This is a genomic window from Streptomyces sp. P9-2B-2 (assembly GCF_030406865.1).
Taxonomy (GTDB): Bacteria; Actinomycetota; Actinomycetes; order Streptomycetales; family Streptomycetaceae; genus Streptomyces; species Streptomyces platensis.
In genome coordinates this window covers 1-24,933 of sequence record NZ_CP129127.1, presented here as the reverse complement: position 1 = coordinate 24,933, position 24,933 = coordinate 1, and the positions used below count along the sequence as shown (strand labels likewise).

Below are 24,933 nucleotides of genomic sequence, written 5' to 3'. Positions count from 1 at the left end.
GGGCAGAACCTGAAGGGAGTTGGTGACGTGGCGCAGGGGCGGCGTCTGTAGCTGGTCGATGGGGAGCGGTACGTGGGGGCGCGCGGATTGACGTGGAGTCGTTTGTCGTCGGTGGTTGGGGTGTGTGAGGCGTGGGTGACTGGTCGCCGCGCAGCATTTGCATGGCCCTCTGTAGGGGCCGTGAGTGCGAAAGACGGTGTTCGCCGGGCGGGCGCGACATCGCCGCCTGCGCCCGCCGTGCGGGATCGGCCGTGAAGTTCTGGTGAACCCTCCCGCCCCACGGGATCGCGCTTTTTCGCAGGTCAGAGCCGGTGTCTCCTGTGGGGATGATCAGCGTCGCGAAGGTTCAGCCGGGGAACGCTTGGCGGTACTACCTGCGGGGTGTGGTCGTCGGCGACGGCCGCCGTGCGGCCCGCACACCGATCAAGGACGCCCAGGAGCAGGCCGGGCTCCCGCCCGGGGTGTGGATGGGCCGTGGCCTGCCCGCGCTCGGGCTCACTGCCGGGCAGACGGTGACGGAGCGGCAGGCGGAGCTGCTGTTCGGGATGGGCCGGCACCCGGACGCCGGCCGCATCGAGCGCGAGCTCCTGGACGACGGCGCTGCCCCGGCCACGGCGCGTCTGGCCACCGTCCTCGGGAAGCCGATCGAGGACATCAAGAACCCGCTGCTCGCCCTCGACTTCGTGTTCCGGCCTCAGGCATCCCTGATCGTGTTGTGGGCCCTGGGAGATGACAGGACGCGCCGGATCATCGAGCGGGCGCACGAGCGAGCCGTCGCCGTGACCTTCGGCTGGCTGGAGGATGAGGTCGCGCAGACTCGTTGGGCGTCCGGCCGGAAGCGTGCAAAGGCCCCGGCCCTGGTGGTCGCTTCCTTCAGGCACTTCGACAACCGGGACGGCTTCCCGCTACTCCATGACCACTGCCTGCTCCTCAACCGGGCGCAGCGCCCCGACGGAACGTGGAGTGCGCTCGACACCCGCCGCCTCTTCCAGCACGTCGTGGCCGCCGGGACGCTCTACACCCTCACGATGACGACCGAGGTGTGCGAGGAACTGGGGCTGGCGGCCGTGCCGCGTGAGGTGACGCCGGGCCTGCGCCCGGTGATGGAGGTAGCCGGGGTCGACTCCGAGCTGATCGCCTGGTCCTCCACCCGCCGCCAGCGGATCGAGGACGCGCTGGAAGGCATCACCGACAAGTACGCGGAGAAGCACGGGCGGCTACCCGGCGAGCGCGGCCGCAACGGCCTCGGGTGGTGGGCGGCGCAGAACACCCGCCCGGAGAAGAAGACCCCGCGCCCGCTCCACCAGCTGCGCGCGTGGTGGCGCGCGTCCGCGATCCTGCGCTTCGGGCAGGACCTGGTCGACGGACTCCTTCAACGCTGCCGGGCGGCCGGTGCAGCGATCCGAGCCCGGGTGGACCCGCTAGTTGACACCGCGCTCGCCGCCGTCGACGTCGCCGCGGTCGTCTACACCGTGCGCCGCACCTTCGCCCGCCGCCATGTCCTGGCCGAAGCGCGCCGGCACCTGCTGGAGACGCTACGCGGCCGCGCTCTCGCGCCCGGCCTGGACGACTACATCGCCGACGCGGCCCTCACCCGCCACTCCCGCCAGCTCACCATTCCCCAGCCCGGCCGCCGGACCCCGGAGCCGGACCAGCTCACCTACACCGCCGACTTCGCCTGGCCCAAGCGCTGGTGGATCGCCGGCACCGACGGCAGACCGCCCCGGGAGTCGAGCAGGTACGAGCGCGCCCAGGTCGCCAGCCTCGCCGTGCAGAACGCGATCCGCGCCACCCGCACCGCACCCGCTCCCGCGCGGGACGGAGCCCCGACCGCGACTGCACCGCACGCCGTCGACCACCCAGACCGGGACGCAGCCCTCACCCGGGCGCAGCAGGCCGCCGCCGTCCACGCTCACCAGCAGGCCGCGATGCCGGAGCAGTTGGAGGGCCGCACGACCGATCCGGCGACGTGGATGCGCTCGCCGGAGAGCCTCGCCCGGTTTGCCGCCTACAAGCGGGACGCCGATGCCCGCCGCCGCGCCGTCGCCGACCGGCCGCACCCCGAGCAGCCGACCGACGCGGCCAGTTCCGCCGACCAACGGCAGCACCACACGCCCCGGCCGGACCAGGGCAGGGGAGCGGATCGTGACCACTGAGGGGATGGCAACCGGCCAGCGCGTGGCTGATCTCCGCCTTCGCGCTGTCTCCGTCTCGGGGCGGATCGAGAATCGGGAAGTTGGCACCCGGCACGGGAGGAACCCTTGACCGACCTGCACGAACCGCTGGAACCGCTCGACAGCTACCCCGACGAACTGCCCCCGCCCCGGCAGCGCGGCGACGTGAACCTGGTGGGCCTGCTCAGCGTCGCCGACGACCTCGCCCGCAGCCTTTCGGCGCTGAAAATCCGGGTGCAGCCATACAACCCGAAGACCTCGCTCGTCAGTCCTGAGAAGGCACGGGAGAACACAGAGAAGGAAGTCGACCGGCTCCTGGGCAAGGCCGTCTACCTCCAGCGCCATGCCCACGCCGCCATGCTCGGGCGGTGCGTGCTCGGTGCGGACTCCAAACAGGACTGCTCCACCGAGGGCGCCCACCTCCAGCTCAACGTCTGGGACGACACCACGCGCCGGGACATCGTCGAAGACGGCACCACCGGCTGCGTCGCCCACACCGTCGAAGCCGCTCGCCGGGCCATGGCCGATCCCGCCAGCCGCAAGATCCTGCTCGCCTTCGCCCACGACGAAGGCACAGCCGTCTCCCGCGCCCTCGGACTCGGGACGCACGACACCGAGCAGTTCCTGCACCGCGGCCTGACCCTGCGCCCCGACCACCGCGTCTCCTGACCCCGCCGCCCACCGAGCACGGCCCGCATTGGAGCACCACGTTGACCTTCGAGCCAGTCGACCTGAACCTCACCGACCCGACAAAGGGCTACCTGAACTTCGTCCTCTACACCGAGGCCCGCCTCGGCATCGCCTCGACGTCGCTGAATGCCGAGGTGTCCATCGAGGCGAACCAGACCCAGACCCCACACATGCAGGAGTGGCTGAGCAGGTTGGTGCGCTGCGAGCCGAACGCGATGCACTGCACGCTCGTGGAGCCGATGAAGATCCCTGCCCTGTTCCACCCGTGCGTCACGGAGGACAAGAACAGCCCGTCGGCCAACTCCGGATCGGGCTGCGTGTGCCGCCGGACCTTCTACGACCCGGAATTCGGGCTGCCCGTCGTAGCCAAACACTTCAAGCACGTAGGCGAGGGAGGCACGGACCAGTGGTCCTACAAGACCTACGCTCCGCTCGAACTGCGCCCTGACGACGCCTTCAGCAGCTTCATCACCGGCCGCGGCCTGTTCTGGGCCCGGACGGAGAAGGGGCTCCTGTCGATCCTGCCGCAGCGCAACGCCCTCGGTTACAACATCGGCTACAACGGCGGCGGCCCGCACGCCCTGGCCACCTACCTCACCCAGGTCGCCGACACCGATGGAGAGAACACAGCCGCCGGCGCCCCATACGAGCAGGCACACCCCGCGATCCTCGCCTGGACCCAGAGCAGCGCGGCCGACCGCGGCAAGAACGAGCTGACGCTGCGCGACCTCAAGGCGATGCAGCGGAGCTGACCGGCCCCGCACGGCCGACCGCCACCACACTCAGGTCCGCGGCCAGCAGCCGTGGCGGTCGGCCCGCCGTCGTGCGCGCGGTGCGCATCGGGGCCGAGGCCCGTCCTACGGGACGGGCAGCGAAGTCGCCGAGCCACTTGCCGGGACGCTGCCGACGCGCACGACCCGGCACCGAGCGGGAGTGGCAAGGGTGCGGGGACCGACTCACCGAGCGCGGAGGCCCGCATGGTTGAACCGATCCCGCCGCACCTCTCGCCGGAGCGACTGGAGCGACTCCAGCAGCTCACCGACGCGGTCCGGCTGCGAGCGGCCCTGTACCCGGCCCCGAAGCCGCCGCCGGTCCGGCGCCGATCGCGGCAGTACCCCAACGGCCGGTCGAAGCCGCGGCGGTCCGCGCGCCTGCGCCGACGTCATCAGCGGTGAGTGCGGGGCATCCCGGCATCCGGTGCGTAACCGCTCCGGCGCTGCGCGCAGCCCGGCCCGTGCCGTCCGCGTCCTGCGCGCAGCGGTGGGCAAGCCCTGGTGAGGCCCTGCCGCCGACGCTTGCGTTCCCACTGCCGAAGCCACTTCCGTGCCCGAAACCCGCCCGCCTGCATTTCCCCTTGTCACCACGGTTTCAGGGCCCACGCCGGATCGTCACAACCCTCTTCTCTTCCCTATGACCTGAGTTGGTTGTCAGTGGTGGGGGAGATCATCGGGTTCGGGGGCCTGGTCCCCTCCACGGCCGGGGGCCGGTGCCCGGCCGCCGACCGGACGCGGACGACGGGAGGGCGAGCCTGATGGCAGGCAAGAGGAAGGCGAACGAGGCGGGATCGACCAATGACCTGCGCGGTGACGTGCTGCGCGTGCTCGGAGTGCTGAAGGTCGCCACGGCCGACCAGATCCAGCGGCTGGCCTCACCGCACCTGTCCTTTCGGCACACCGAGAAGAAGACGGCCGCCCAGCGGAAGGAAGCCCGTACTGCCTCCCACCGTGGTGCGGCGAACGATCTGCGGCGTCACGGCCTGGCCGTCGACGGCGGCCGGACCCGGGGCGGGGAGGAGGTCCGGCTGCTCACCGCGGCCGGGCTGGCCGCCGCCGCGATCGACCTGGACCGCGAGCCGGAGGAGATGGGCGGCATGCCCAAGAGCGCGGGCCGCTCCGGCGCCTCGCACCCGATGACGGTGAACGAGACGGTCATCGCGCTGATCCGCCCGAAGCCCGACCTCGACCGGCTCACCGAGCAGCCGGCCGAAGCCCAGGCAGCCGCGCGGGCCGCCGTCGACGCGCCGGACGGGACCGGCACCCTCACCTCGTACGCCACCGAGGTCGCGCTCCCGGTGAAGGGCACCTGGAAGAACCCCGCGATCGGCAGCGCCCGCGCCGACATCGTCGTGATCGCCCCGGAGGCCGGGGTGCCGCTGCTGTTCATCGAGGCCGACAACTGCACCGAGGAAGCCGTGCTGATCGGGCGGAAGTTCGACAAGTACGCCCGGTTCTTTCAGCGCAAGGAGAAGGACACCGACGGCATAGAGAAGCCAATGTGGCGCACCCGCTGGTCCGCACCGGAATGGGATGGATTCGAGCGTGTGCACCCGCCGGTCCTGCTCGTCTTCCACCAGGTCGGCAAGCGCTCCGCCAAGAGCCAGATGGCGAAGGTCGCCGAACTCACCCGCCACCACTGGCAAGGAACGTGGGACCGCGAGAACGGCTACCACTCCTACGACGGCCGCATCCCGATCGTGGCGACCACGCTGGAGCTTCTGCGCGAACACGGCCCGGCTGGACCCGTGTTCTGGCGCTTCGGCCGCGACCACCGCCAGCCGCTGCTGGAGGCGATCGGCAACCCCCGCCGGGACGCAGCCCTCGCGCGCCGTCGCGCTGCCGCCCGCGAGCGGGAACGGCGCCGCGCGGAGCAGGAAGCCGCGGCACGGGAGGCGCGGCGGCCGGTGTGCGCGGACTGCGGGCGCAAGTTCACCGACGACCGGTGGAAGGCCGTCGACTCCTACGACTGGAGCCACCCGCGCGAATCGCACCCGCACCTGTGCGAGGACTGCCAGAGCCGGACGGCCGCAGCCGAGCAGCGGGCCGAAGCCGACGAACGCGAGCGCCAGGAGCAGGAGCGCCTCCACCAGGAGCAGGAAGCCGAGCAGGCCACGCAGAAGGCCGGCGGCTGGCTCTCCCGCTTCCGCGCCTGACCCGGGCAAGCCGTCCGCCGGCGACGCGGGCAAGCCCAAGGTGCCCCTGGGCAAGCCCGCGTTGTCGGTGGCGGCTGCAAGGCTGAACGGCATGAACGGCGATGAGCAGCTGCTGAACGGCCGCGTCTATGGCCACGACCACGACGCCCCCAACCCCGGCCCGCTCCCGCACCGGACCTACGCCGAACTGGTCGGCGGACCGCTGGACGGCCTGCTGCTGGACATCCACGGATGGCGGACCGAGGAAGTCGACGACGGCGTTGCCCTGCCCACCGAGCTGTCGCGGTGGCCCGGCGGCCGCGCTCTGTACGACCCCCACCCCGGCGAGCCGCGCACACTGGGCCCGGGTGTGAGCTGCCGCTTCTACTACTCCGGCGACACGCCCTGACCACAGGCCCGACCACGCCAGGTCAGGAGTTGGTGATGTGGTCGAACCCGCTCAGCATCGGCGTCAGCTCCTGCGCGCAGCCGCACAGCGTGTACAGCCGCGTCCCCGGGTTCTCCGCGATGTTCAAGGCGTGCTCCACATCGAGCAGTGGAGCGCCCTGCGGTGCCTCTTCGCAGTCGGGCGCGTGCAGCACACCCCGGGCCGGGCCCCGCCTCTCGCGCACCTTCGCCAGCACCCAGCCCGAAGGCCGGCGCTCCCCGAGCACCTCCCGAACCGCCGACTTCGGCGACGGCTCCAGCCGCTCGGTGGCGACCTGGTCGTAGTCGACGCCGTCGACCGGACGCACCTGGTCGGGAGCCCGGAGCCACACCCGGTACTCCGCCGCCTCCACACCGCCGTCCTCGAGGTCCCGGTACGACGGCAGCCCCACCAGGTACAACCAGCCCGCCTCGGTCTGCCGCCGCCTCCACAGCCGCGCGACGACCTCCTGCTCCGGATGCCCCAGCACCGGGTCGGCGGGCAGCGCGACCCGCACCGGCACCGGCTCGGCCGCGTCGTCTGAGGACGTCGTCACGGCCCCACCGTAAACAACCGGGCCCGGCCCTCCCACCGGAGGACCGGGCCCGTGGAGTGACCGGCAGCTGCGGGTCAGAGCAGGCTGGTGATGTGCTGCTCCCACCGGCACAGCCAGTCGCCGTGCCCGGCCTCACCGCTCTTGGGGACAGTCCGCAGGGTCTCGGGCAGGGTGATCTCCTCCGGCGCCCAGGTGCCGTCGTTGAAGTAGCAGGCCCACACGGCCTGACGGGAGGAGTCGATGACGACCGCGCCCACGGCTCCGTCGTCGGCGAGGGCGCCTTCGTCCACGGCAGTGCGCCCGGTCTCGATCGCCTTCTCGCCGCTGCGGAACACGCGGGTGGCCATGCCGTGCGGGTGGCTCTTGCCGGTGAGGAGTTGCAGCACCCACTGGGTGCCGACGGTGCCAGGCCACCGCTTGCGGGCGGCCTGCCGGGTGATGTCCGCGGACAGCCCGAGGTCCGCGTAGGTGGCCCCGGCGCGGCCGGCGCGCTTGGCGGCGTCGGCGGCCAGCTGCTGCGCGGCCTCTCCGGCCTGCGTGGCCACCTGGAGGTACATGAGGTGCAGGTGCATGGCGGCCGCGGAGGTGGGGGCGAGCGCGTTCGGGGTGGCGGGGCCCTCGTGCTCGCCGAAGCCCAGGCGCTTCTTCGTCTCGCGCCACACGAGGTCACGCACCTGCGCGTGGAAGGAAACCCGCTCTTCGATGGCCTCGCCGTCGAGGTCCCACATGTCAACCATGCGACAACCATAGAGCACGTATGCGAGTTGCGACAACAAAAGTTTCGAGCGGTGTGGGTCGCCAGAATCTATCCACAGGCCCGCGCTTTTACGGTCGGTGTCCGCTTCCGGGGGTGAGGTGCCGGGACGCACACCGAAAGGGCACGGTCGATGGCACAGACGAAGTTCGACAGGCAGGTGGAAGAGACCGCCGAATCCCTCGCGTTCGGCATCGGCCGGGCCTTGGCCGGCCGGGACCTGGACGGCGTGAAGCGCACCGACGCCACCTTCTGGCGCCCGGGAACACGCGTCCTGCCGAAGGTGGAGGGCCGCGTACGGCGCCGCTCCTACAAGGCCGGGTGGCGGCGCCTGACCTTCCGTCTCGCCCTCGGGGCAGGCGTCGCGGAAACCGGCTACCTGGCCGGCCGGGACCTCGACGCCACCGCGCAGAGCGCCCAGGACCTGTGGGAGAACCGGGACGCCACCTTCGCCGCGCTGGAGACCAGCGGGATCGGCGCGGCCTCCGTCCTCACCGTCGGCACCGCGGCCTACATGATGCTGACCCGCGAGCGCCGGGAGCTGATGCGCGAGTGGGTCGTCCCGCTGCACGAAGCGATCGCCGGACCGCTGGGCTACGCGGAGCAGACCGACCCCCGCCGCTACCTCCACATCCCGAAGAACTTCTCCGACGACGACGCGCAGATACGCGTCGACCTGCCCAGGAACCTGAAGTTCTCGCGGGACCAGGTCGCCGACCTCATCACCCAGAAACTCGCCCTGGAGGGCGTGACGTTCTCCTGGAACGTCGCCGGACGCGACACGCACCTGCTGGTGAAGAAGGCCCGCAAGCCCCCGGCCAAGGCCCTCTTCAAGGACCCCAAGATGCGGGAGCTGGTGGCCAAGGCCCCGGAGTCCGCACCAGTCATCGGGATCGGCTCCGCGGGCCGGGTCGTCTCCGTCGACCTGGACGCCGAATCCCCGCACATCCTGGTCAACGCCTCCACCGGCGGCGGCAAGTCGGTGACCCTGCGCTGCATCGCCTGCCAGATGCTCCACCACGGCTCGCGCGTGTTCGTCCTCGACACCAAGCGGATCTCTCACCCGTGGGCGAACGGCCTGCCCGGCGTCACCTACTGCCGCGACATCGCCGACATCCACGACGCCTTGGTCGACCTCGGCATGGAAGGCCGGCGCCGGGTGCGCGTCGCCGACGAACTCGGGCCAGACGCCGACCCGGACGCCATCGGCCCACGGCTGCTGATCCTCCTCGAAGAGGTCAACGCCACGATGAAGCAGTTGGCCCGCTACTGGGAGAAGACCCGCGAGTCCGGCGACCCGAAGGTCTCCCCGGCGGTCGACGCACTCAACGAGATCCTCTACATGGGCCGACAGGTCCGCATGCACGTGCTCCTGGTCGCCCAGTCCGCCACCGCCCGCGCCCTCGGAGGCCCGGAAGTCCGCGAGCAGTTCGCCACCCGCATCCTCGCCCGCTACAGCGTGAACGCCTGGCGCATGCTCGCTCCGGAGATCCATCCGGCGCCGAAGTCCACCAAGCACCAGGGGCGCGCCCAGGTCGTCATGGGCGGCACCGCCCGCGAGACCCAGGTGCTGTTCTTCACCGACGCCGAAGCCCGCCAGTGGGCCAGCACCGGCGCGGCCGTCACCGCCCCGAACCGCGCGGCTGTCCCGGCACAGCCCGGCCCCGTGCAGATGCAGAAGCTGCCCGCCGACTTCCTCGCTGACGCCTGGAACAGCAGTGCCCCGGCTAGCACGTCCACGGCCGACCCTGCACCGGCCTCCGACGGTGACCTCCCTGCCGACGCCTGGAGCATCACGCCCCGGCCGTCGACCCGGACGACGGGGCGGCCAGCGCCACCACGGCGACGTCGCCAGCGAAGGCCCCGGTCGACGACGACCAGGCGGTGGGGCTGCGCGAGGCCCACGAACACCACCTGCCGGACGTCACCCTCGTCGCCCTGCGCTACGCCCGCGCCAACGACGCGACCTTTCCCGGCTCGGCTGGCAAGCGCGGCGCCGAACTCCTCTACCGCGTCAGCGACCTCAAGAAGTGGGCCCGCAACCGACCCCGCGCAGCCTCCGGCACCACCGACCCGGACTGAGCGTCCCGGCCCCGGCTCCACGAACCGGCCCTGTCCGGTTCAGCCGACACGATTCCCCTCGCCTGGAGAACACCCGGTTCACCGGCAGCACAGAAAAGGAACACCGCACCATGAAGAAGACGACCACCCCCACGACCAACCTCCCCGAGCTGCTGCGCCTCACCGACCCCGGCATCCGCGCGCAGCTGGAGGCACTGCCGGCCTCCCAGGTCCTCATCGGCCTGACCACCGACGGGCAGCCGGTCTGCGTCGACCTGGACAACGAATCCCCGCACGTCCTGGTCTGCTCCGCCAGGGGCGGCGGCACCACGACCATCCTGCGCACCCTGGCCGCCCAGCTCCTGCACCACGGCGCCCACGCCCTGGTCCTCGACCTCAAGCAGATATCCCACCAGTGGGCGAGCGACCTGCCGACGGTGACCTACCGCACCGACATCGCCGACATCCACGACGCCCTGGTCGGCCTCCGGGCCGAACTCCAGCACCGCATCGACCGCATCGACCAGCACGGCGGCGCCGACGACCTGCCGCGCCTGACCGTGGTGTTCGAGGCCGCCGACCACACCCTGCGCAAGCTCGCCCGCTACTGGGCCACGGTCCGGGAGAAGGGAGACCCGAAGACGTCCCCGGCGGTCGACGCCCTCCACGAGCTCCTCTTCGCGGGCCGCCAGGCCCGCATGTACGTCTTCTTCGACGGCCACGCCGCCAACACCACCCTCGGCCGGGAGGGGCGCGAGCAGTTCTCCACCGTCGTCTTGGGACGGGTCACCACCCGCACCTGGGACCAGCTGGCCCCGCAGGTCGACACCACCCCGAAGAGCAACACGCACCCCGGCCGCGTCCACGTCGTGCAGGGCTTCACCGTCCACCCGACGCAGGTACTGCTCATGACCGATGCCGAAGCCGCCGCCTGGGTAACTGCCACGGCGGCCGAAGAGAGCTGACCCCACGTCGGACACACCACGGGCCCCGGGGGACATCCCCGGGGCCCGGCTCTATGGAGTCGTACGGGGCAACGACGGCCCGACTCCGGCGTCACGGGCCGCGCAGCGAAGGCCGTCAGCCGCCGGTGCCTGGCAGCTCGGAGTGCAGGCAGTACGTACACCTGGACGCCGCATCGGTGCGGCCGATGCACCGTCGGCAGGTTCCGCGTTCCCGGACGGGGCCGCGACCGTCTGCGCATCCCGGGCACGTCATCACCGGCTGGCCGACGCCGAAGCCGATCACCCAGCCATCACCCTCAGCAGCCTTACGGGCCAGCTGGGAGACGTCGTCCGCAGAGCGTTCGTCATCGTTGTTGCCAGTCTCGACCGCCAGATAGACGGCGAGGCAGTCGTCCGTGTCGCAGACGACAGCTACTCCTGTGGGCATGCAATCTCCTCCTCAACCGCCCAGGACGGCGCGGGTCAGCGGTTGTTGCGGTAGGCGATGATGCCGCCGGCGACCAGGCCGCGGCCGCGGGCGGTACGGAACTCCTCCAGTCGCTTGGCGTCGGTGTACTGCTCCGGCGTGCTGCCCGGCGGGGTGCGCACGCCGAGCTGCGGGCCGTAGAAGCACACCACGTACCCGTGGTGCAGGGCGGCTGAGTACCAGTCGGGCGAGGCGGGGACGGTGATGCGGGAGTAGACGCCGCCGTCCGGGGAGCGCAGCTCGATCCGGTCGTCGGCCAGCCGGTGCAGAGCCCAGCCGGGGATGGTCCGCAGATCGGCGAAGCCGCGGGGGAAGCGCCGCAACCCGGCCGCGATCGCGCCCTCCACCTGGATCTCCTTGGGATCGTTGCCGGGCAGACGGGACATCATCGAGCGTTCCGGCTCGAACAGGGCAACCGGCATCGGGTCTTCGCCGTCGGTGGTCTGCACGGTGCCGGTGTCCGGGTCTATGCCGGTGGCGACCTGCCCCAGCCCGAGCGAGGGGGAGTCCATGTAGAGCAGCCGGCCGTGGTCGTCGACGTTGTCGCTCAGCTGCGTCCCGGCTGCCAGGATCTCCGCCTGGCTGACGGCCCGGTCGTCGATGTGGAACCGCTGACGCGGTGGTTGCTGCTGGTCACGCCGTTGCTTCTTGGGCTTGAACCGTCCCATCGAGGTTCCCCCTCCGTGTGTGATCAGCCAAGCCTCGATCAGGCATGAGCGGCGGCCCAAGACCGCCTCACGCCATACCGGCTGCCCGGCCGCGATGCCTGACCGCGCCACGCAGAGTGCCTCCTGGCCGACGCGTCAGACGCCGTCACGGCCGCCGTCGACCTTGTTGCCCCGGCTGCCCGCCGCTCATCGACGTCCGCCAGCAGCCAGGCGGGCCGTGATCCGTGCCGCTGCTCCCTCGCGACCGTGGATGTCGTGGTGGCCGCCTGCAGAGCCGACCTGCCCAGCGCGGCCGTGGCTCTGCCCAGTCGGCCGGGAGGTGGAGCACGTCGCCGGTGGCCAGTGTCCGGGCGGGTGGCCGATGGCCGATATACCGGCGTCGGCCATCGGCCATGGCCGATGGCCAGTCAGCCGTGGCGGTGCCAACGCACGCCGGTGGCCGATGGCCGGAGTGGCCGATCGGCCACCAGCACGGCGGCCGCCCGGCGCTTATGGCCAACCCGGCTGCCACGGCGATCCTCGGGTACTCGCCGGTCAGCACGGCGGGGGCAACCGCTTACCCGGGCAGGTGTGACCGCTTATCCCACCGGCGGCGAGCGCTTCCCCCCGCTGCTTACCCTCAATCTGGCCAGGGCCGGACCGGCTGGGCGCCACACGTCCGGCGTCGGACAGCGGCAGCCGATCCGGGTGGCCGATGCCATCGCGTTCGGCTCACCGGGGCGGTCGTCGGTCAGCTCCAGCCGTAGCCCCGATTCACCCTTGCGTGTGCTGCACCGCAATTCGAACATGTGATGCAATCTGGGGGTGATGTCCTCCTACGACTTCCCCGATGACCTCCTGCAAGCCCAGCGGGCCTGGTATGCCACCTACCGCCAGCTCGCCCAGGAGGTGAACCCGTCCCAGACCACTGTCCTGCGCCGCACCCTGCAGCGGCTCTCTGTCCGGATCGCCACACACCCCTACTGGGCGACGATCCCCGGCCGGGCGCCGGCGGCCCGGATGGCGCTCAAGCAGTACACCTGGGAGTCGGGCCCGGCGGAGGCTCGGCGGTGACCGCCTTCATGACTGACGCCCAGGCGCGGATCGCGCGGGCGCTGCGGGAACTCACCGACGATGTCGGCTACCCGCCCTCCATACGGGAGATTGCGGGCGCGGTCGGGTCGTCCGTATCCACGGTCGCCTACCACCTGCGGGCCCTGGAACGCCACGGGATAGTCACCCACGCCCCGCACCGCAGCCGCTCCTACCAGGTACTCCTCTAGGCGGCGCGCCCTTGCGGCAGGTGACGCTGGGCGCCAGCCGCGCGGTGTGCCCGGAACGCCGGTGAGCGGATCGTCGAGAACCAGCTGCTGCCGCAGGAACCCCTGCGCGCGGTACCACCGTGCGTTCCACCGTGCGGACCACCGCGCGTTCCACGGTAGGTACCGCCGTGAGTACCACCCTGCGTACCAGGTGCCTGCGAACCGCAGCCGCATTCGTGCAGGTCAGGGCGCGAGGGTAAGCAGTGCGCGCCGCTGACACCTCTTCCTCAGAAGGAGGAAGAGGCCCTTTCTCCCTTCGGACCGCGCAGAACGGTGCCTGACATAGCGGCCCTGCCTCTGTTCGACCGACTGTCCTCTTGACCCTCCGTGCCTCCTCGCGGGACGGTCAGCGCAACATGGCGCAACTCTCTGGACTCAGGAGGCGGACATGGCACTACTTTTCGTTGGAACGGACCCGGAGTCAGGCGGTGGCAACTGCCCGGCGGTCTGGGTCGACACCGACATGGAACGGCCGGAGCTCGTGCTCCAGGGATGGACGGCGGGTGAGGTGATGCGCGCGAGGTGCGCTGCGGACAGCCCGCCGGCCGCGAACGAGACGGTCATCCGTATCCCGGCCCGGATGGTGCCGCTGATCAGGAAGGCGTGCGATGCCGCAGAGCGTGCCGGCACCCCCAAGCTTTGACGAGCTGCTGGACTCAGCCCAGCACCAGGCCCTTCACCTCGAACTCCGCGACGCCTACGCCGTCGGCGACGAACGCGGTGTCTACGACGCGTTCCTCGCCGACGGCGCCGTGCCGGCCTACGACTCCGCCTTCTGGCGCCCATGGGTCTCGCTGGTGGAACGGACCGTCGCCCGCGGGGTCGCCGTACGGCGCGCCCGCATCGTCTCGGAGCCGGTCACCGACTACGTCCGCTTCGAGCACGCCATCACCGCCACCAACCTCCGCGCGGGCGAGGAAGTGCGCTGGCTGGGCCGCCGCTGCGCCTCGGACCTGTCGCTGCCGGGCAACGACTTCTGGCTGATCGACGACCGCCTGGTGCGCTTCAACATCTTCTCCGGCGACGGCGAGGCCCAGGACCCCGAGCACAGCGACGACCCACAGGTCATCAAGCTCTGCACCGACGCCTTCCAAACGGTGTGGGAGCGCGCCCTCCCGCACGACCAGTACAAGATCTGACAGCACCCGAACAGGCCGCCACCTTTCATGACCACCGCCTCACCGTCCTCCGCCGCGCAAGCGGCACGCGCGGCCCTCGCCGGGCGCCTGGTGGCCATCCGCAAGAACGCCGGCCTCAAGGCGTTCGAGGTGGCGGCCCGCTGCGGCTGGCACAAGTCCAAGGCATCCCGGATCGAAAACGGCCGCGTCCTGCCCTCCGACGCCGACATCCGCGCCTGGTGCGCGGCCTGCTCCGCCGACCAGCACATCGACGACCTCATCGCCGAAAGCCGCAGCGCGGACGAGATGTACGTCGAGTGGAAACGCCTGCACCGCACCGGCATCCGCCACTTCCAGCAGTCCGTGATCCCGCTCTACCAGCGCACCCGCCTCTTCCGCGTCTACTGCTCCAACGTCATCCCCGGCCTGCTGCAGACCCACGGCTACGCCGAGGCCCTGCTGTCCACCATCAGCGACTTCCAGGGCACCCCCAACGACGCCCCCGAGGCCGCAGCCGCCCGCCTGGACCGCTCCCGCGTCATCTACGAGGGCAACCACCGCTTCGTCCTCCTCGTCGAGGAGACAGTGCTGCGCCACCGCATCGGCGCGCCCGAGGTGATGGCCGGCCAGCTCGGCAAGCTCCTGGAGCTCATGTCGCTGCCGTCGGTCGCGTTCGGAGTCATCCCCTTCACCGCCGAACGCACCATGTGGCCACTGGAGACCTTCATGGCCTTCGACACCGACCGGGTGCAGGTCGAGACGCTGTCCGCCGAAATCAACATCACCCGGCCCTCGGAGATCGCCGTCTACACCAAGGCGTTCACCGCGCTCCAGAACCTCGCGGTGTTCGGGCCGAAAGCGCGTGCGCGCATCCTCGCCGCGATCGAAGCTCTCGGGTGAATCGGCGCAACTTCCAGCAACTTTCTTGAGACGCCCATCCCCGCCTGCCTAGCGTCGAACTGCCGGATTCCCGGCACGCGGCCCATGACCTGAGCGAGGCCCTGATGACGGATGCGCCCAGTACATGCGCGGTCCTGTACGACCCCGACGGCACGATCGAGGCCCAGCTCCCCCTGGACCGCGAACCGCACCGCTCGCTCGTCAAGGCCGTCCTCGCATGGACGGACACCGCCGATCTATGCGAAAGCGACCTCGCCCAGATCGCCCTCCAACTCACCGGACACGCCAGGATCGTCGCCGCCGACCTACGGCGCCGCGCCGCCGGCCTGCCCGAGGACAGCAAGCGGCGCGCCCTCGTCGACGTGGTGCTCGCGGAGGCCGACCGCCGTCTGTCGATGCCGGCACAGGGCACCGTCGCCTGTAGCCAGAACAGAGCCCGGCTCGTACGCGCCCTCTACGAGCGCCTGGACCGCCTCGCCAGCCTCGCACCCCAGGCCGCCACGACCCCCTGAGACCACCGCGCACCCGGACGAGACCCGTCTCCCGGGTGCGCGGTGCACGGCACCACGCCCAGCCCAACCCGGGCCTGGCGAGCACCACTCGACACCGAGAGGGGCACCACCGTGAGCACCGCAACGACCGAGCTGCGCAGATTCCTGACCATCACCGGCCAGCGCTTCAACAACGGCCAGTTGGCACCCGAGATGTTCTCACCGGCCGTGGACGCGGCCTGGCACGAACTGCTCGGCACCCCGCAGTACGCGGCCCTTTGCCAGGAGACCGCTGGCCGGCCGATCGGTCACGCCGCCACAGGTGGCCACGGCCCGATCTCCTGGGTCACCGCCTACGAAGAGGCGTACGGACCGCTGCCGGAGATCTGGTTCACCGACGCCGACGGGAACGTCGACCAGGAGGCCATCGCCCACTACCGCGCCACCGGCACCGTGGTCGCCGAATGGGACTGCGGCCCGATCGGCGGCGACGACGTCGCGCCCGACCGGCCGGAGACCGCCCGCCGGTGACCACCGGCCGCACCACGCCAGCGCCCCGGCCCACCGCCGGGGCGCTGCGACTCGTCGAGGCCAGCACCACCCAGCCGACCTCCGTGGACATCAGCGACTACGCGCGGCAGATGACCGCCCACTGCCCCTACCTCGCCCCTTCCCTCCAGCAGGGTCTGACGACCTGGACGGTCTACCGCGCCGACGGCGACGCCGAAGCCGTCCAGGCCGAGCTGTTCCACGCGGGCGCCCAGGCCGCGGAATGGCTACGACCCTTGCTGAACCGGCCGCACGGCCTCCTACGGTGCGAGAACATCGTCCTGCTGGGCGACGTACCCGGTACCCGGCACCGTGACCTGCTCGCCTGGCCGCACTGGGTGTTGAAGAACCTCTACGGCCCGGTCGGGGTGATGTTCGGCAAGTTCTACGCGGGAGAAGAGGAAGTCACCGCGGCTGGCCACCGGATCCCGGCCGCCCCCGCCTCGTTCCTCCCCGTGAGGGCCGCCGTCCGTCGCCGCGACCCACGCTTCCTGAGCGCGACCCCCGACCTGGCCGCCGCGCTCGCCGCGGCCGACGACGACGGCCGCGACGTGTTCGAGCACATCCCCACCGAGTGGACGGAGATCCGCACATGGGCACAACACCTGCTCCCCCCGGCGAAGCCGTCGCCCTCCTCACCGGCCAGACCGGCGAGCCCACCGCCATCCAAGTCCTGAGCGACCGGCGCGGCTCCCGGGCCTGGAAGCTCCAGGGCCCCAAGCGCGCCGTCGCGCTGAAGACCAACAACCCCGACGGCGACAACGCCCGCGACAAGGCCGCCGAGATGGCCCAGGAAGACGACCACCTCCTTCGCCTCACCGCCGCCGACGCCCTCAGCCCCAACTACCGGGTCAGCGCCGGGACATGGGACGGCGGCCGGTGGCTGGCCGTCAACTGGATCGACGGGGCGCCCCTGTGGCGGGCCCTCGCCCTCGCCCGCGGCCCGGAAGGAGACCGCGCCTCGGTCCGTCCCTGGCTCGCGGGCATCGCCCGCACCTGGACGGAGCACCTCGCCCGCATGCACGCCGCCGGGTGGGCCCACGCCGACGTCCAGCCGACCAACACCCTGGTCACCCACGACGGCCACGCCGCCGTCATCGACTACGCCCTCGCCTGCGGCCCCGACGACGCTCATCGCCGCGTCCCGTACCGGGGAGCCCTCACCCACACCACCGCCCCCGAGATTGCCACCGCCATCCTCGACACCCCCGCCGACACCCACATCCAGGCACAGCCACCCGGCGACATCTGGAGCCTGGGCGCCTCCCTGTTCTGGTGCTGGACCGGCCAGCGCCCCGTCACCTACGACGACGACCTCGACCGGCTGGAGAAGCTGGCCGTCATCGCCCGGGGCGCCACCACCGCGCTGCGCGACGTCCGGCCGTGGCCCTTCCCCGCGTTCGAGGACGCCATCACTGCGTGCCTGGCCCCCGACCCCGCCGACCGGCCCACCGCGAAGGAGCTGACAGCCTCATGGTGACCCTGCGCGCCCTGGCCCTCGACGACGCCCCCGCCCTCACCCGCATCTACAGCGGGGCCTCCATCCGGCACACCACCGGCAAGCCCCTCACCCTCGACCAGGCCCACGACAAGATCCGCACCGCTCTCGCCCGAGCCGTCGAAACCCCGCGCGCGCAGTGGAGCTGGGGCATCCTCCACGAGCACGACCTGATCGGCCTGATCGCCCTGCGCCGACGCACCCCGGCCATGGGCACCATCAGCTACATCCTCCGGGAAGACAGCTGGGGCCACGGCTACGCCACCCACGCCGCCCACCAGGTCGTCACCGCCGCCTTTATCACCGCCGGCCTCAACCGGCTGGAGGCCATGCACCACCCCGACAACCCCGCCTCCGGCCGCGTCCTGGCCAAAGCCGGGTTCACCCGCATCGGCACGGCCGACCGGGACACCGAGACCGGAACCGTCCCCTACGAGCTGTACGCGCTGGAGAGCGGGGCCTGACATGAAGCTCAACGACCTCAGCCCGCTGATGGCCCGCCGCCGGGACGGCGGCCTCAGCTTCGACTTCGACCGCTTCCGCGCCGACCCCGGAGTGGCCGCCCTGCAATGGCCGGACGACGTCCTGAGGGACTTCCTCTTCGACCACGGCGACAACGGCCACTTCGTGGACGACTACGGAGACGTCGATCTGTGCGCCATCACCTGGAAGCTGGAGACGATTCCGGCCGCGGCCTTCCCCACCATGCCGACCGGCGAGAGCGACGCCGGCTGCATCGAGAGCTACGCCGCCGACCCGGTGTACTGGGTCAAGGTGCGGCCCCCGGAAATCGGCCGGCACTGGGAAGACCACGGGACGTGGATGCGCCCGCCGCTCCTCATCGACCGGCGCCTCCTGGACCCGGCGGACAGCGGACTGCAGGTCCTGGAGGGCCGCACCCGCGTCGGAGTGCTGCGCGGCCGCCTCCGCGAGCAGCTGCGCGTCGCCCCGCACCACCAGGCGTGGGTAGGACGTCCGTGAGAACCTGCCGCGTCTCGCTGCGTACGCTGCGAGCACCGAGGTGTTTTCGAGGAAGAGCTGCGGATGACTGAGAAGGCGTCTGTTCCCGGGCCGCGCCGGGACCTGGCGATGCACAACGACTGGTGGGTGTCCGGCTGGGAGCACGTCCTGCCCCGTCAGGGCTTCCCGCTGACCATGCTGATCGGGACGGCGTGCCAGCCCGGTTTCACCGGCTCCCTGGACGACCTGGTGCACGAGATCTTCGACGGGCACTGGGACATGATCGGCGGCGACCTCGACGGTCCCCTCACCTTCTCCTGGGCGGATGAGGAATGGGACTACGAGGCCGCGCCGGAGGGCCGCGAGGCATGCGAGGCGGCTCGCTGGGAGCAGTTCAGCGCCATGCTGACGACAGCCGGCTTCCAGGTGCCCACCACCGTGCGGGACCTGTCCGAGCTCTACCTGACGTGGGGCCTGGCCCGCCGCGAGGAGACGCCGGACGGCACCCGGTGGTCGATGCCCGCCGCGCTGCCGCTGCCCGGCGACCTGCTGCCCTTGGACCCCGAACTCACTGAGCGCCTCGACGGGATCCGCTGGACGATGCGCACCGGCCCGCTCCTCGACACCCTCATCGACCACCTGGTCGACGATCTGGGTGAACCGACAGAGACCCTCACCTCCCTGGACCGGCTGGCGGCAGCCACAGGCCAGGACGTCGACGACGTCCGGCTCGCTCTCGCGGAACTCGTGAAATCCGGCGACGCCCGCGTCCAGCGCGGCGAGGAGCCGGCCGACGCGGAGCGCCTGGAGGCACACCGCCGCTTCCGCCTGGTCATGGACTGGGAGCACTTCCACGAGAACCGCATCCAGGTCAGCCGCGGTGGCTGAGGCCGCGCACGGCACCGTGGGGACCAGCGACACGCGCCTGATCGTGCTCCGAGGCAACAGCGCCTCGGGCAAGTCGTCCGTCGCGGCCGGCCTGCGCGAAAAGTTCGGGCGAAACCTCGCTATCGTCGCCCAGGACAACCTCCGCCGGATCGTGCTGCGCGAACGCGACCGGCCCGGCGGCGCCAACATCGGCCTGATCGACCTCACGGCCCGCTACGCCCTGGACCACGGCTTCCACGTCGTCGTCGAAGGCATCCTGTACGCCGACCGCTACGGCGCGATGCTCCAGGACCTGGTGCGCGCCCATCAGGGCGTCACACGGTGCTACTACCTCCACGTGCCCTTCGAGGAGACGGTGCTCCGGCACGCGACGAAACCAGATGCCGAGTACCTTGCGCACGTCAACGAGGGCCACCTACGGGACTGGTACCGAGAGCAGGACCTGCTCCCCAACGGCCTGGAGACCGTCGTTGACGCGGCCAGCACCCTGGATGACACGGTCCAACAGATCCTCTCCGAGAGCGGCCTGGACGGCATTCTCCCGATCGACCGCTGAGGGGCGCCACCGCAGGTACGGTCATCATCACGGCACCGACGACGGCACACACCACCGGACCCAGGGGGCAATGGGCGTGGAGAACGGATCGCACAGCATCCCGTGGGGCGGCGAGTGGCGACGCCACCTCCGCTCCGATGCCGAGCTGGATCTCGTGCGCTCGTGGATGCGCCGTGTCGAATGCCCGACCTGCAAGGCAGCCGCAGGGCGGGCCTGCCGCACCGCGGGCGGCCGCCCGACCAACGAACACCGTGCACGCCGTGACGCCGTCGGCCCCATCCCGTACGCGAAGTGGCGAAAGGAGGGCCTCATCCCGGAGCAGCGGACGTACACGATTCCGGCCGTGCTCAAGGAGTCGGAGAAGGCCCGCGCCGACTTCAACGTGGACACCGCCCTGGCCGACGGTGTGGCGGTCGTCCGCATGTTCCTCGCCGACCGGCTCGGGTTGCTCCTCCAGGGCGAGGAGGCCATGGACCGCATCGACGACGCCGTGCGCAAACTGATCGAGGTCCGCGGCCCGGTGGGGACGGCCGACGTGGTCACTGTCCTCGCCAGCCAAGTCGCCTCGCTGCTGGCTGCGAACGCCGGACCCGACGGCGATCCGGAGGCCCTGTTCGACACGATGATCCGCGCGCAGATCGACATGGTCCGCAGGATGAATGCGATCGAGAAGGAACGAGCCGACGGCTGACCGGCCGGTCAACCCACTAACCTCCTGCCGATGCAGTACCAACGTGCACGCTGGCGGTGTCCCGTTCGAGCGAAGGGCTGAGCTGTGCCCGACCGACCTGAAATCGTCTGCATCTGCGGCTCTACCCGGTTCGTGAACGAGATGCGTGCGGTGAATCGTGATCTGACCTTCGCCGGGGTCATTGTTGTCGCGCCAGGCGAAGCAGACGAGTTGATCACCGACAAGCAGAAGACGGCGCTGGACGCCCTCCATCTGCGCAAGATCGACCTGGCAGACCGGGTTCTGGTCGTCAACCCTGGCGGGTACATCGGCGAGTCCACGAGCAGGGAAATCGGCTATGCCCACGCCACCGGCAAGCCGATTTCGTTCACCGATCCCGCCCCCACTGCAACGTAGTTCGCCGGGGGAGAGCCCAAGATCCCCGGGCCTACACGCACACCAGTGCGATGCCGCAGTTCAGAACCCCGGGCATCGCACCTCAGTGCGTGCAGGGCCTGGCACGACGCTGCTGCGGGGGCGACAGTTACCTTCCAGCTGGCTCCGGGCTGGAGGATGGCTAAGTGGTGCGTTGACGCACTCAAACTGTGGCAATCTAGGTTCTTTTGGGGGGATCAACCGGTGATCAATTACGCGTGCACGGCGTGTCCTTTTCAGGCTGAAGGTCTCGAAGATCTGCAGCGGCACTCACAAGAGACGGGCCACGTCGGCATCTGCAAGAGCGAGGCCGCGTCAACTGGAGGCAAGCTCTCCAAGCTCACCAAGCGTCTGTTGGTAGCTCAGGGCGTGACCCTTACTGCCCTCGGAGCCTCCATCTGGGCATGCACGTACCTGTACGCCAAGTGGCAGGGCGCAGAAGATGAGATCGCCTACCTGAAGTCACCCAGTGGTGCAGGCCGCAACCTCAAGAACCAGGACAAGGGACGAGGCAAAGATTGAGCTGGGTGGGGCGAGGCGTGCGCCGCTGCTCACCAGCCGTCGGGTGCGCTGCCCACCCACGCGATCGGCCGGCCCTCGCTGTTGCGGCCCCAGTGCGGTTCCTCCATCGAGGTCTCGTGTCCGTCGGGCAGGACGCAGATCCGCCCCCAGTGGCCGTGCTTGCCCGCGCAGACCTCGGTGAGCCGGGCCGCGTTGCCACCCGCCACGGCCTGGTAGTAGCGGTCCTGGAACGGCTGGAGACGGTCGCACAGCTCCAGCCCGAGCTCCGTCTCCGCTGTCTCCACCCGGGCCCGCGCCTCCTGCACCCCCGGGTCGGACAGCACGAACGCGATGACGTCCTCCGCCTCCGCGAAGGCGCTGGTGCGGGCGTGGCGCCGCACGGCGTCCTGCACGCGCCGCTCTTCCTCGGGTGCGGTCATCACGCCGCTCCTTCCGTGGCCGCCCACTCCAGCCCGAGGCCGGCGAGCGCGGCGAGCTTGTCGACGGTCAGCTTGGCCCGGCGGCTCTTGGTGTTGGACAGGAACACCCCGAGCTTCACCTCTGAACCGTCCGGCAACGCCTCTACGTGGGCCCTGGGGACCGTCACAGAGCCCTCACGGGCCTTGTACTGCGCCAGGGCCGCAACGCCCCGCTCGAAGGCGCTCAAGGCCCCCGTGGACGGCTTCGCGGGCGCTTCCTTGGGCGCGGGCAGCGGCCTGACGCCGAGCTGCTCCAGGCGCTCGCGCTGCCCGTCCATCAGCCCCTGCCAGACCTCGTGCCGGCGCTGCCGCTCCAGCCACCGGCCGACGTCCATCCCGTGCACCGTTACACCCGGCTCCACGTAGACCAGCGCGCTCTCGCTCTCCTCGGCGACCATCTCCCGCACCGCCGCGAAGTGCCGCTGCCACTCCGCAGACCAGTCCGGATTCCAGTCCTCGTCGATCGCCTTCAGCGCCGTCTCCCACTCCGGGCGACCCTCCAGCGCCCCGGGGCGGCGCAGGTTGGACAGCCACTGCCCCACCGGCCGATCCAACGCCGTTGCCGACCGCGGCGCGCACAGCGTCCAGTGCTCCTCGAAGTACGCGCGGGCCGCCTCCAGGTTCTCCTGGAACCGCTCATCCGCCAGGCTCCAGACCATGCCCAGCTTCTCCAGCCGCATCGCGCGCTTGCCGGTCATCTGCCCGGCCCCGAACGCCCGTCGCTGTTCTGCCACCCACTGCCCAAGGGGGTAGGCGCCCTCCTTGTGCCCGTACGGAACTCGGGCGTGAAGCTCACGTTCGGTGAACTTCTTGAGCGACGCCCAGCCGCGCGCCCAGTCCTGCTTCTCCGTGTCGATCACGTTGAAGGAAACCCAGTCCGCGACCATCACCGGGTCACGCGGAGCGGCAAAACGGAGCAGCAGACGCGATTCTTCCTCGTCATCTTCGGGCGCTGATCCGATGTACTCGGACGGCTGCACGACGTCCTTCTGCGGCTCCTGCGGAATCGCAAGCAATTCCACGGCCTCTTCATCATGAGCCCGAAGACCCTCAAGAACCTTCACCAAAGGCCGGTACGATCCCGACGTGAACATATCTTCCGGCTGCTCTCCGGGCTGGAGGAAAACCGGCACGATGAGAGAGGCCAATTTCCCTTGTCCCGGCTTCTGGCGAAGCGCCCGGCCAATGGCCTGCACGATGTCGTGCGGCGCGCCCTTCGGGTCCAGGAGGGCCACCGAGTCCACAGCCCTGATGTCGACACCCTCACCCAGGACACGACAGTTCGACAGGACCGCACGCCGGGCGGTGGAACCGAACTCGCCCAGGACGTCCCGCCGGCGCTCGGGGACGTGCTCGCCGCACAGCCAGTCCGCCCAGATCTTCGCCGGGTACTTCTCGGGCTGGTCAGCGTGCAGGCGCTTGGCCACGCGCTCCAGGCCCTCCGCGTACGCCTGAGCCTCTATCGTCCGGTGGTGGAAGGTGATGCACGTCTGGAGCTGATGCTGGCTCATGGTGTGCAGCAACGCCGCCTGGAGCGCCCCGAGCCGCTGGCCCCGCACCTCCTCGCTGCGCCGCTCCTCGCCCATCAGCCGCTCCGGGGTGACGACCGGGTCCTGGAGTTCCAGGACGATGATCTGGTACCGCGCAAGCAAGCCGCGGGACACCGCCGATGCCAGCGAGAGCTTGTAGAGGACGGGCCCGAACACGGCCTCGTCGTCCATGCTCGCCGCCATCTCCTTCGGCAGCGCCTCGCGAACCCCCTCCGCGACCTCCCAGTTCGGCCGCTCCTGCCAGATCCGAGGCGTCGCCGTCAGGTACAGCCGGCGGTGTGCCGGGATGACCCTCTGGTTGTGGATGTCCGCCCACGCCTTGCCCATCGAGCCCGAAGTCCTGTGAGCCTCATCGACCACCGCGAGGTCCACCGGGGCCAACTGCTGCCCATAGACACCCTCGAACGCCTCCGCCAGTACGCCCAGCGACGCGTAGGTGGCATAGATGGTGACCGGCCCCTGGCCGTGCCGCAGAGCCAGCTGTACGGGGTTCGTGGTGGAGCGCACCTGAAGGCTCCACATCTCCGGGTCGTCCTGGAGGCTGCACACCGCAACCGCCGGCCCCGTGTGCCCAGCCTCGCGCCACGCCTGCACCGTCTGCGTCAGGAGATCCAGCGTCGGCACCAGAACGAGAACGCGGCCCTTGGGCACAATGCGCCGTGCCGCCGCCGCCGCAATGATGGTCTTTCCCGTACCGCACGCGGCGTGCACCTGCCCGCGCAGGCCATTGACGGGAATACCACCTTGCGGGATATCAAGACCGCGCACAATGGCAGCCACGGCCTCGATCTGGTGGTCACGCAGTTTCACGGCCATTCCCGTGTTCTCCTTTTCGTGAAGTTCAGCGCGCAATCAGAAAGGAAAGTCCGGCGCGGTGAGAGGGGCCGGGGGATCTGCTGTCTGGACCCAAACTCTACACAGCGAGCACCTGTGATGCATCACCCGGGCGGCAGGTTCGTCCCGAAGGCTGACACTTGGCCGATTCTCTCCCCACGGGCACAGTTCATGCTGTATGCTGGCGGGGTATTGGTGAACGTGAGCGGCTGGTTTCGAGGGTGGAGGAGGGTTCAGGGTGGAGCGCAGCGGAGCCCGTCACTGCGGCGAGGCCGGCACTTCGTCAGGCCGACGAGCCATCACCTCCGGTAGGGGGTACGGGCTGTGATTCTCAGTCACTACACAGGCCCGCGCGCGATGCACCTCCCCTCGTAGCCAGCCTTCGGAGCCCCGCTTGCGGGGCTCCCTCAATTCGCGCAAGCGCGAATTACATTCCCTTCGAGAATTCCGTTTACGGAATTCCATTCCCCCGCTTGCGGGGGAATTCGAATTGCGCTTGCGCAATTCGCACTCTATGCCCCGGCTTGCCGGGGC

General features: G+C 70.5%; 31 protein-coding genes and 1 pseudogene. 25 read left to right on the top strand and 7 right to left on the bottom strand.

Translation table 11 applies throughout. The annotated features are described in order from the left end of the window. Positions 1 to 326: 326 nt before the first annotated feature. The 6 genes from mobF (at position 327) to QT196_RS38615 (ending at position 6,181) form a co-directional block, all read left to right on the top strand. Complete coding sequence (mobF, locus tag QT196_RS38640) at positions 327 to 2,156, top strand: MobF family relaxase (RefSeq protein ID WP_290356861.1); 1,830 nt, start codon at positions 327 to 329, stop codon at positions 2,154 to 2,156. Positions 2,157 to 2,261: 105 nt separating this feature from the next. Further along, a complete protein-coding gene (locus QT196_RS38635; protein ID WP_290356860.1) occupies positions 2,262 to 2,843 on the top strand; it encodes a hypothetical protein in 582 nt (193 codons plus the stop codon). A 41-nt stretch (positions 2,844 to 2,884) separates the two neighbouring features. After that, positions 2,885 to 3,616 carry a hypothetical protein gene (locus QT196_RS38630; RefSeq protein WP_290356859.1) on the top strand — a complete coding sequence of 244 codons (732 nt, stop codon included), beginning with the start codon at positions 2,885 to 2,887 and terminating at the stop codon, positions 3,614 to 3,616. 225 nt (positions 3,617 to 3,841) lie between these two features. Further along, entirely contained in the window at positions 3,842 to 4,039 is a 198-nt protein-coding gene (locus QT196_RS38625; RefSeq protein WP_290356858.1) for a hypothetical protein, read from the top strand. 356 nt (positions 4,040 to 4,395) lie between these two features. Next, a complete protein-coding gene (locus QT196_RS38620; RefSeq protein WP_290356857.1) occupies positions 4,396 to 5,793 on the top strand; it encodes a replication-relaxation family protein in 1,398 nt (465 codons plus the stop codon). A gap of 91 nt (positions 5,794 to 5,884) precedes the next feature. After that, on the top strand, positions 5,885 to 6,181 hold the full coding sequence (locus QT196_RS38615) for a hypothetical protein (protein ID WP_290356856.1): 297 nt from the start codon (positions 5,885 to 5,887) through the stop codon (positions 6,179 to 6,181). 22 nt (positions 6,182 to 6,203) lie between these two features. Here the strand turns inward: QT196_RS38615 and QT196_RS38610 are convergent, their stop codons facing one another. Together QT196_RS38610 and QT196_RS38605 are read right to left on the bottom strand one after the other, a co-directional pair. Next, positions 6,204 to 6,722 (bottom strand): DUF6233 domain-containing protein, encoded by a 519-nt coding sequence (locus tag QT196_RS38610; protein WP_290356975.1) that lies wholly within the window; start codon positions 6,720 to 6,722, stop codon positions 6,204 to 6,206. Between the two features lie 107 nt (positions 6,723 to 6,829). Then, a complete protein-coding gene (locus QT196_RS38605; protein WP_290356855.1) occupies positions 6,830 to 7,492 on the bottom strand; it encodes a hypothetical protein in 663 nt (220 codons plus the stop codon). 150 nt (positions 7,493 to 7,642) lie between these two features. Between QT196_RS38605 and QT196_RS39510 the strand changes: the two are divergent. Then, positions 7,643 to 8,497 (top strand): annotated as a pseudogene (locus QT196_RS39510) (pRL2-11); the annotation flags it as partial. 464 nt (positions 8,498 to 8,961) lie between these two features. On the opposite strand, the gene QT196_RS38595 reads toward QT196_RS39510, so the two are convergent. After that, entirely contained in the window at positions 8,962 to 9,249 is a 288-nt protein-coding gene (locus tag QT196_RS38595) for a hypothetical protein (RefSeq protein ID WP_290356854.1), read from the bottom strand. A 144-nt stretch (positions 9,250 to 9,393) separates the two neighbouring features. Here QT196_RS38595 and QT196_RS38590 point away from each other — a divergent pair, with 144 nt between their 5' ends. Continuing rightward, positions 9,394 to 9,591: a hypothetical protein gene (locus tag QT196_RS38590; RefSeq protein ID WP_290356853.1), complete on the top strand. Its 198-nt coding sequence runs from the start codon at positions 9,394 to 9,396 to the stop codon at positions 9,589 to 9,591. Between the two features lie 110 nt (positions 9,592 to 9,701). Next, positions 9,702 to 10,535: an FtsK/SpoIIIE domain-containing protein gene (locus QT196_RS38585; RefSeq protein ID WP_290356852.1), complete on the top strand. Its 834-nt coding sequence runs from the start codon at positions 9,702 to 9,704 to the stop codon at positions 10,533 to 10,535. Positions 10,536 to 10,650: 115 nt separating this feature from the next. On the opposite strand, the gene QT196_RS38580 is transcribed toward QT196_RS38585, so the two are convergent. After that, on the bottom strand, positions 10,651 to 10,962 hold the full coding sequence (locus tag QT196_RS38580) for a hypothetical protein (RefSeq protein ID WP_290356851.1): 312 nt from the start codon (positions 10,960 to 10,962) through the stop codon (positions 10,651 to 10,653). Positions 10,963 to 10,997: 35 nt separating this feature from the next. Beyond that, positions 10,998 to 11,669 carry a hypothetical protein gene (locus QT196_RS38575; protein WP_290356850.1) on the bottom strand — a complete coding sequence of 224 codons (672 nt, stop codon included), beginning with the start codon at positions 11,667 to 11,669 and terminating at the stop codon, positions 10,998 to 11,000. Between the two features lie 807 nt (positions 11,670 to 12,476). Between QT196_RS38575 and QT196_RS38570 the strand changes: the two genes are divergently transcribed. From QT196_RS38570 to QT196_RS38495, 16 genes are all read left to right on the top strand, one after another. Beyond that, a complete protein-coding gene (locus tag QT196_RS38570) occupies positions 12,477 to 12,722 on the top strand; it encodes a hypothetical protein (protein WP_290356849.1) in 246 nt (81 codons plus the stop codon). Positions 12,723 to 12,730: 8 nt separating this feature from the next. Then, positions 12,731 to 12,931: a winged helix-turn-helix transcriptional regulator gene (locus tag QT196_RS38565; protein WP_290356848.1), complete on the top strand. Its 201-nt coding sequence runs from the start codon at positions 12,731 to 12,733 to the stop codon at positions 12,929 to 12,931. Between the two features lie 427 nt (positions 12,932 to 13,358). After that, positions 13,359 to 13,613 (top strand): hypothetical protein, encoded by a 255-nt coding sequence (locus QT196_RS38560; protein WP_290356847.1) that lies wholly within the window; start codon positions 13,359 to 13,361, stop codon positions 13,611 to 13,613. Next, positions 13,579 to 14,109, top strand: coding sequence for a DUF6879 family protein (locus QT196_RS38555; RefSeq protein WP_290356846.1), 531 nt, complete (start codon positions 13,579 to 13,581; stop codon positions 14,107 to 14,109). The genes QT196_RS38560 and QT196_RS38555 overlap by 35 nt, the downstream gene beginning before the upstream one ends. A 27-nt stretch (positions 14,110 to 14,136) precedes the next feature. Continuing rightward, the gene (locus QT196_RS38550; protein WP_290356845.1) at positions 14,137 to 14,988 is read left to right on the top strand and encodes a helix-turn-helix transcriptional regulator; all 852 of its coding nucleotides are present in this window, start codon (positions 14,137 to 14,139) and stop codon (positions 14,986 to 14,988) included. Between the two features lie 104 nt (positions 14,989 to 15,092). Further along, positions 15,093 to 15,500, top strand: coding sequence for a DUF6415 family natural product biosynthesis protein (locus tag QT196_RS38545; RefSeq protein WP_290356844.1), 408 nt, complete (start codon positions 15,093 to 15,095; stop codon positions 15,498 to 15,500). Positions 15,501 to 15,611: 111 nt separating this feature from the next. After that, entirely contained in the window at positions 15,612 to 16,010 is a 399-nt protein-coding gene (locus tag QT196_RS38540) for a hypothetical protein (RefSeq protein ID WP_290356843.1), read from the top strand. Beyond that, positions 16,007 to 16,705: a DUF6875 domain-containing protein gene (locus QT196_RS38535; RefSeq protein WP_290356842.1), complete on the top strand. Its 699-nt coding sequence runs from the start codon at positions 16,007 to 16,009 to the stop codon at positions 16,703 to 16,705. Before QT196_RS38540 ends, QT196_RS38535 begins: the two co-directional genes overlap by 4 nt. Further along, positions 16,621 to 17,508: a hypothetical protein gene (locus QT196_RS38530; RefSeq protein WP_290356841.1), complete on the top strand. Its 888-nt coding sequence runs from the start codon at positions 16,621 to 16,623 to the stop codon at positions 17,506 to 17,508. Before QT196_RS38535 ends, QT196_RS38530 begins: the two co-directional genes overlap by 85 nt. Continuing rightward, on the top strand, positions 17,502 to 17,990 hold the full coding sequence (locus QT196_RS38525; protein WP_290356840.1) for a GNAT family N-acetyltransferase: 489 nt from the start codon (positions 17,502 to 17,504) through the stop codon (positions 17,988 to 17,990). The genes QT196_RS38530 and QT196_RS38525 overlap by 7 nt, the downstream gene beginning before the upstream one ends. A 1-nt stretch (position 17,991) precedes the next feature. Continuing rightward, positions 17,992 to 18,507: a hypothetical protein gene (locus QT196_RS38520; protein WP_290356839.1), complete on the top strand. Its 516-nt coding sequence runs from the start codon at positions 17,992 to 17,994 to the stop codon at positions 18,505 to 18,507. Positions 18,508 to 18,570: 63 nt separating this feature from the next. After that, a complete protein-coding gene (locus tag QT196_RS38515; RefSeq protein ID WP_290356838.1) occupies positions 18,571 to 19,374 on the top strand; it encodes a DUF6042 family protein in 804 nt (267 codons plus the stop codon). Next, on the top strand, positions 19,367 to 19,930 hold the full coding sequence (locus QT196_RS38510) for an AAA family ATPase (RefSeq protein WP_290356837.1): 564 nt from the start codon (positions 19,367 to 19,369) through the stop codon (positions 19,928 to 19,930). The genes QT196_RS38515 and QT196_RS38510 overlap by 8 nt, the downstream gene beginning before the upstream one ends. Positions 19,931 to 20,000: 70 nt before the next feature. Then, a complete protein-coding gene (locus tag QT196_RS38505) occupies positions 20,001 to 20,621 on the top strand; it encodes a hypothetical protein (RefSeq protein ID WP_290356836.1) in 621 nt (206 codons plus the stop codon). A gap of 84 nt (positions 20,622 to 20,705) precedes the next feature. Then, entirely contained in the window at positions 20,706 to 21,017 is a 312-nt protein-coding gene (locus QT196_RS38500; protein ID WP_290356835.1) for a hypothetical protein, read from the top strand. Between the two features lie 222 nt (positions 21,018 to 21,239). Next, positions 21,240 to 21,557, top strand: coding sequence for a hypothetical protein (locus QT196_RS38495; RefSeq protein ID WP_290356834.1), 318 nt, complete (start codon positions 21,240 to 21,242; stop codon positions 21,555 to 21,557). Positions 21,558 to 21,586: 29 nt separating this feature from the next. Here QT196_RS38495 and QT196_RS38490 read toward each other — a convergent pair whose 3' ends face one another. Both QT196_RS38490 and QT196_RS38485 read right to left on the bottom strand, forming a co-directional pair. Beyond that, positions 21,587 to 21,976, bottom strand: a complete 390-nt coding sequence (locus QT196_RS38490; protein WP_290356833.1) for a hypothetical protein — start codon at positions 21,974 to 21,976, stop codon at positions 21,587 to 21,589. Further along, positions 21,976 to 24,381, bottom strand: a complete 2,406-nt coding sequence (locus QT196_RS38485; protein ID WP_290356832.1) for a DEAD/DEAH box helicase — start codon at positions 24,379 to 24,381, stop codon at positions 21,976 to 21,978. Before QT196_RS38485 ends, QT196_RS38490 begins: the two co-directional genes overlap by 1 nt. Between the last annotated feature and the right edge of the window lie 552 nt (positions 24,382 to 24,933).

What these genes read in the sequence shown, in the direction of transcription:
- mobF (WP_290356861.1), top strand. Translation starts at nt 327, where the DNA reads ATGATCAGCGTCGCGAAGGTTCAGCCGGGGAACGCTTGGCGGTACTAC.
- QT196_RS38625 (WP_290356858.1), top strand. Translation starts at nt 3,842, where the DNA reads ATGGTTGAACCGATCCCGCCGCACCTCTCGCCGGAGCGACTGGAGCGA.
- QT196_RS38620 (WP_290356857.1), top strand. Translation starts at nt 4,396, where the DNA reads ATGGCAGGCAAGAGGAAGGCGAACGAGGCGGGATCGACCAATGACCTG.
- QT196_RS38615 (WP_290356856.1), top strand. Translation starts at nt 5,885, where the DNA reads ATGAACGGCGATGAGCAGCTGCTGAACGGCCGCGTCTATGGCCACGAC.
- QT196_RS38605 (WP_290356855.1), bottom strand. Translation starts at nt 7,492, where the DNA reads ATGGTTGACATGTGGGACCTCGACGGCGAGGCCATCGAAGAGCGGGTT.
- QT196_RS38585 (WP_290356852.1), top strand. Translation starts at nt 9,702, where the DNA reads ATGAAGAAGACGACCACCCCCACGACCAACCTCCCCGAGCTGCTGCGC.
- QT196_RS38580 (WP_290356851.1), bottom strand. Translation starts at nt 10,962, where the DNA reads ATGCCCACAGGAGTAGCTGTCGTCTGCGACACGGACGACTGCCTCGCC.
- QT196_RS38575 (WP_290356850.1), bottom strand. Translation starts at nt 11,669, where the DNA reads ATGGGACGGTTCAAGCCCAAGAAGCAACGGCGTGACCAGCAGCAACCA.
- QT196_RS38570 (WP_290356849.1), top strand. Translation starts at nt 12,477, where the DNA reads ATGTCCTCCTACGACTTCCCCGATGACCTCCTGCAAGCCCAGCGGGCC.
- QT196_RS38565 (WP_290356848.1), top strand. Translation starts at nt 12,731, where the DNA reads ATGACTGACGCCCAGGCGCGGATCGCGCGGGCGCTGCGGGAACTCACC.
- QT196_RS38560 (WP_290356847.1), top strand. Translation starts at nt 13,359, where the DNA reads ATGGCACTACTTTTCGTTGGAACGGACCCGGAGTCAGGCGGTGGCAAC.
- QT196_RS38555 (WP_290356846.1), top strand. Translation starts at nt 13,579, where the DNA reads ATGCCGCAGAGCGTGCCGGCACCCCCAAGCTTTGACGAGCTGCTGGAC.
- QT196_RS38550 (WP_290356845.1), top strand. Translation starts at nt 14,137, where the DNA reads ATGACCACCGCCTCACCGTCCTCCGCCGCGCAAGCGGCACGCGCGGCC.
- QT196_RS38545 (WP_290356844.1), top strand. Translation starts at nt 15,093, where the DNA reads ATGACGGATGCGCCCAGTACATGCGCGGTCCTGTACGACCCCGACGGC.
- QT196_RS38530 (WP_290356841.1), top strand. Translation starts at nt 16,621, where the DNA reads ATGGGCACAACACCTGCTCCCCCCGGCGAAGCCGTCGCCCTCCTCACC.
- QT196_RS38525 (WP_290356840.1), top strand. Translation starts at nt 17,502, where the DNA reads ATGGTGACCCTGCGCGCCCTGGCCCTCGACGACGCCCCCGCCCTCACC.
- QT196_RS38520 (WP_290356839.1), top strand. Translation starts at nt 17,992, where the DNA reads ATGAAGCTCAACGACCTCAGCCCGCTGATGGCCCGCCGCCGGGACGGC.
- QT196_RS38515 (WP_290356838.1), top strand. Translation starts at nt 18,571, where the DNA reads ATGACTGAGAAGGCGTCTGTTCCCGGGCCGCGCCGGGACCTGGCGATG.
- QT196_RS38505 (WP_290356836.1), top strand. Translation starts at nt 20,001, where the DNA reads ATGGGCGTGGAGAACGGATCGCACAGCATCCCGTGGGGCGGCGAGTGG.
- QT196_RS38490 (WP_290356833.1), bottom strand. Translation starts at nt 21,976, where the DNA reads ATGACCGCACCCGAGGAAGAGCGGCGCGTGCAGGACGCCGTGCGGCGC.
- QT196_RS38485 (WP_290356832.1), bottom strand. Translation starts at nt 24,381, where the DNA reads ATGGCCGTGAAACTGCGTGACCACCAGATCGAGGCCGTGGCTGCCATT.